Source organism: Streptomyces sp. SBT349 (genome assembly GCF_001083795.1).
Lineage (GTDB): Bacteria > Actinomycetota > Actinomycetes > Streptomycetales > Streptomycetaceae > Streptomyces.
The window spans coordinates 1-4,238 of sequence record NZ_LAVK01000496.1 but is presented as its reverse complement, the minus strand read 5'-3'; the positions used below and the strand labels follow the sequence as shown (position 1 = coordinate 4,238).

Sequence of the window (4,238 nt, the reverse complement as noted above, 5' to 3'; positions counted from 1 at the left end):
CTCGGCGCCCGCCCACCCGCAAGCCCGCAAGAAAATTGCGCCGCCTTGCGCGGCGGGCGGAGGCCGTGGCAGGCGGCGGGCGGCGCGCCCGGAGGGAGCCCGGCGGGGCCCCGGAACGCGCTGATGAGAGTTCACCTTCCGGCCCATTGATCTTCGTGTGCCCCCGGGTTAGCTTCACCCCTCGCACCACGCAGAGGGAGCACCCCATGAGGCATCTCCGTGCACTCCCCGCCGCCGCCGTGGCGGTGGTCCTGGCGGCCTGCGCCCCCGGATCCGGCGCGGGGGGAGGCGAGACGGAGCAGAACGACGACGACCGGCTCACCTACCTCTACTTCACCGACGGCCCCGACGAGGACGCCACCCGCGCGCTGATCGAGGAGTACGAACGGGAGACCGGCGTCACCGTCGAGCTCCAGGTCGTCCCCTTCGACAGCCTCGAACAGCGCCTCCAGGCACGGCTGTCGGGGGACAACGCGCCCGACGTGGCGCGGCTGACGGACATCGCGCCGTTCCGCGGCGACCTGCTGGACCTCGGCCGCTTCCAGGGGGAGGCGCTGGACGACACGTTCCTCGACGGCGCCGACTCCTATGTCACCGGCCCCGAGGGTGAGTTGCTCGCCGTGCCGAGCGACCTCACCATGAACGGGCCGCTGGTCAACGTCGAGCAGTTCGAGGCGGCGGGCGTCGAACTCCCGGCGCCGGGCGACCCCTGGACCTGGGACGAGATGGTCGCGGCGGCGCGGGAGGTGCAGGAGCACGCGGGCACGCAGAACGCCATCGCCATGGACGTCTCGGGCCACCGCTTCTCCACGATGCTCAGCCAGTACGGCACCGGCTTCTTCAACGCGGAGGGCACCGAGGTCGCCCTCGACACCGACCTGGCCACGGCCGCGGTGGAGCGCTTCGCCGAGCTCAACGCGTCCGGCGCCATGCCCTCCGACCTGTGGCTCCAGGCCGGTACCCGCTACGAGGGCGCCAACGAGATCTTCCTCGCCGAGCAGGCGCCGGTGTACCTCAGCGGCAACTGGCAGGTGAGCGCGTTCGCCGGGGACGCGACGTTCGAGTGGGCGGCCGTCCCCAATCCCTGCCAGGAGCGGTGCGGGGGCTTCCCCGGCGGCAAGTTCATGGTGTCGTTCGAGCAGAGCGCGCGGCAGGAGACCGCCGCCGGGTTCATCGCCTTCATGAACTCCCGGGAGTCGCAGGAGCAGTTGGCCCAGGAGGCGAACTTCCTGCCCACCCGCAAGGACCTCATCGACGCCGGGGTCACCTATCCCGAACGCGACGCCGACATGCAGGTCTTCCTCGACGACATCGCGGCCACACCCGAGGCGGCCTTCGCCACCGGCTACAGCCCGGCGTTCGGCGCCACCGCGGACGCCGCCGTCCAGGAGCTGAGCAGGGTGCTGGCCGGCGAGCAGTCGCCGCGGGAGGCGGCCGAGGCGATACGCGCCGCCGCCGAGAGCGCGCTCGGAGACGCCAGGTGACCTCCGCCGCCTCCCCCGGGCGCGCCTCGGCCACGCCGTGGAACCAGAGGATCGCGCCCTACCTGTTCGTCCTGCCCAACATGGCGATCCTCGGCGTCTTCGTCATCTGGCCGGCCGCCAACAACATCAACATCAGCCTCTACGACAGCGACAACGGCCGCGAGTTCACCTATGCGGGGACCAGCAACTACGGCGAGCTGTTCGGCGCCGACGCGTTCTGGGAGGCGGCGCGCGCCACGGCGCTCTTCGCCGTCTGCTTCGTGGTGCTGACCACCGTCCTCTCCGTCGCCCTGGCCCTGCTGCTCAACCAGAGGGTCCGCGGCCGGGCGTTCTTCCGCACCGTGTTCTTCCTGCCCGTCGTCCTCTCTCCCGTGGTCGTCGGCCTGATCTGGGGCTGGATCTTCGAGCGGGAGAACGGGCTGCTCAACTCCCTGCTGGGCGGCGTCGGCCTGGGCAAGCCCGGGTGGCTCGTCGACGACACCCTCGCCATGGTCGTCGTGGTCGGCGTCGGGCTGTGGATGCACATCGGCTTCTACATCCTGATCATCCTGGCCGGACTCCAGAGCATCGACCCGGCCTACTACGAGGCCGCACGGATCGACGGCGCGAGCGGCTGGCAGCAACTCCGTTCCATCACCCTGCCGTTGCTGCGCCCCACCACGATGGTCGTGGTGATCCTCAGCCTGATCGCCGGGTTCCAGGCGTTCGACTACATCTGGACGCTGACCGGCGGCGGCCCGATCGGCGCCACCACCCTGATGGTCCAGTACATCTATCTCAACGCCTTCGAGTCGCCCATCGACTACGGCCTGGCCGCCGCCGCCTCCGTCGTGCTGTTCTGCACCGTCTTCGCGCTGACCGTCCTCAACTACCTCTACGGCCGGCGGAAGGAGGCGTCGTGATCCCCTCGGAGCTGCGTGACCCGCGCCCCAGGCGCCGGTGGACCTCGGCGGGCGGCGCCCCCTCGCCCACGGCCCTGCGCGCGCTGACCTACGCCGTTCTCATCGGCCTGTCGGTCGTGGTGCTGGCCCCGGTCGTGTGGGCGGTGCTCTCGTCGTTCAAGACCCAGTCGGAGCTGGCCCGCACGCCCCCGTCCCCGCTGCCGGACGCGTTCGACACGACCAACTACACCGAGGCGCTGGGCGCGTTCGACTTCAGCCTCTACCTGCGCAACAGCGTGGTCGTCACCGTGGCCGCCACGCTGCTGACGGTGGTCGTCAACACCATGTGCGCCTACGGCCTGGCCAAGTACAACTTCCGTGGCCGCGACGCGCTGTTCCTGCTGGTGCTCGGCACCATCATGGTCCCGCTCCAGCTGATCTTCATCCCCGTCTACCAGACCGCCGCCGACCTGGGCCTGGTCAACTCCCTGTGGGGGCTGATCATTCCGCCCGCGGCCACCCCGACCGGGGTGTTCCTGCTGCGGCAGTACATGCTCACCATCCCCGACGACCTCATCGAGGCCGCCCGGATCGACGGCGCGGGGGAGTTCCGCATCTTCGCGCGGATCGTGGTGCCGCTGTGCGGCCCGGCCATCGCCGTGGTGACGATCTTCTCGGTGATGTGGCGCTGGAACGACTTCCTGTGGCCGCTGATCATCAGCCAGGAGCAGTCGATGTACACCCTCCCGGTCGCCCTCGCGCAGTTCAACAGCCAGCTCGCCACGCCGTTCAACTACATCCTGGCCATGTCGGTCGTCAGCATGGTGCCCGTCGTGGTGATCTTCCTGGTGCTCCAGCGGTACATCGTCCGCGGCATCGCCGCCACCGGACTCAAGTGAGACGCACGTGAGAGAGGACACCGGCACCGTGGAGCAGCCGCCGACCGGACGCACCACGCACACCCTCGACGCGCGCGGCACCGTGCGGGACTGGCTGGTGACCCCGGCCTGGGCCGAGCCGGTGGACGACCTCGGCGCCCACCTGGACGCCGAGGGCGACCCCTGGGGCGAACGCGGCCGGTGGCGGCTGACCAACGGGCCCGACGCCACGCCGCTGAAGGAGGAGCTGTACCGGCACAGGCCGCTGCGGACCGAGCCGGCGAGCGGGCCCGTGACCGAGGGCGGCCAGGTGCGTTACGCCTCGCCCGCGGGCGTCGTGCACACCGGCACCTGGCGGCGGGCGCACACCGCGGACGACGGGCTGGTCGACTGGAGCGCCTTCCGCCCCACCCCGGAGTACCGCGTCGCGCTGGCCGCCACCGTGCTGGAGACCGACCAGGCCGAGTGGCGCACGCTGAGGCTCGCCTCCACCGGCCCGTTCCGCCTGTTCGTCGGCGGCCGGCAGGCCGACGCGTCGGGCCACGTCACCTACATGGAGCCCGCCGGGCGCGAGGTGCGGGTCTGGCTGCCGTCCGGCACCACCACCGTCGTGGTCGCCTCCTGGCAGGTGGCGTTCCGCGAGTGCCGCCAGGTGGTGCGGCTACGCGTCGGCGGCCTGCCGGTGCGCGTGGTGATCCCCTCCGAGGGCGCCTGCGAGTACGCCTCCGCCGAGGCGGAGCGGCTGCTGAACGCGGTCGGCGTGGCCCGCTGGGGCACGACGGACGGCACGGTCCCCCTGGTCGGACCCGAGGGCGTCGCGCTCACGGTCGCCCGGGACGGCGGGAACGGTGCCGACGACAGGCGGCGCGTACGGCTCGTGGGAGGCAGGGCCTCGCTGGGGCTCGGCGCCTGGGCGGAGGCCACCGGACCCCTGACCCTGCGGGTCTCGGTGGACGAGACCGGGGACGACGCGGAAGGGGGGGGGGGGGGCGGGG

General features: G+C 71.7%; 4 protein-coding genes. All 4 read left to right on the top strand.

From position 1 onward, the window contains the following. Positions 1-206 precede the first annotated feature (206 nt). Positions 207-1,484: an extracellular solute-binding protein gene (locus ADY01_RS33565; protein ID WP_049580539.1), complete on the top strand. Its 1,278-nt coding sequence runs from the start codon at positions 207-209 to the stop codon at positions 1,482-1,484. Further along, positions 1,481-2,386: a carbohydrate ABC transporter permease gene (locus ADY01_RS33560; RefSeq protein WP_049580538.1), complete on the top strand. Its 906-nt coding sequence runs from the start codon at positions 1,481-1,483 to the stop codon at positions 2,384-2,386. The genes ADY01_RS33565 and ADY01_RS33560 overlap by 4 nt, the downstream gene beginning before the upstream one ends. Further along, a complete protein-coding gene (locus tag ADY01_RS33555; protein WP_199826374.1) occupies positions 2,383-3,264 on the top strand; it encodes a carbohydrate ABC transporter permease in 882 nt (293 codons plus the stop codon). Before ADY01_RS33560 ends, ADY01_RS33555 begins: the two co-directional genes overlap by 4 nt. Positions 3,265-3,271: 7 nt before the next feature. After that, the coding region (locus ADY01_RS33550; protein WP_049580537.1) for a hypothetical protein at positions 3,272-4,238 on the top strand (967 nt) is incomplete at its 3' end.

Bases quoted from the DNA above. Each gene is read 5' to 3' on its own strand.
- ADY01_RS33565 (WP_049580539.1), top strand. From the start codon at position 207: ATGAGGCATCTCCGTGCACTCCCCGCCGCCGCCGTGGCGGTGGTCCTG.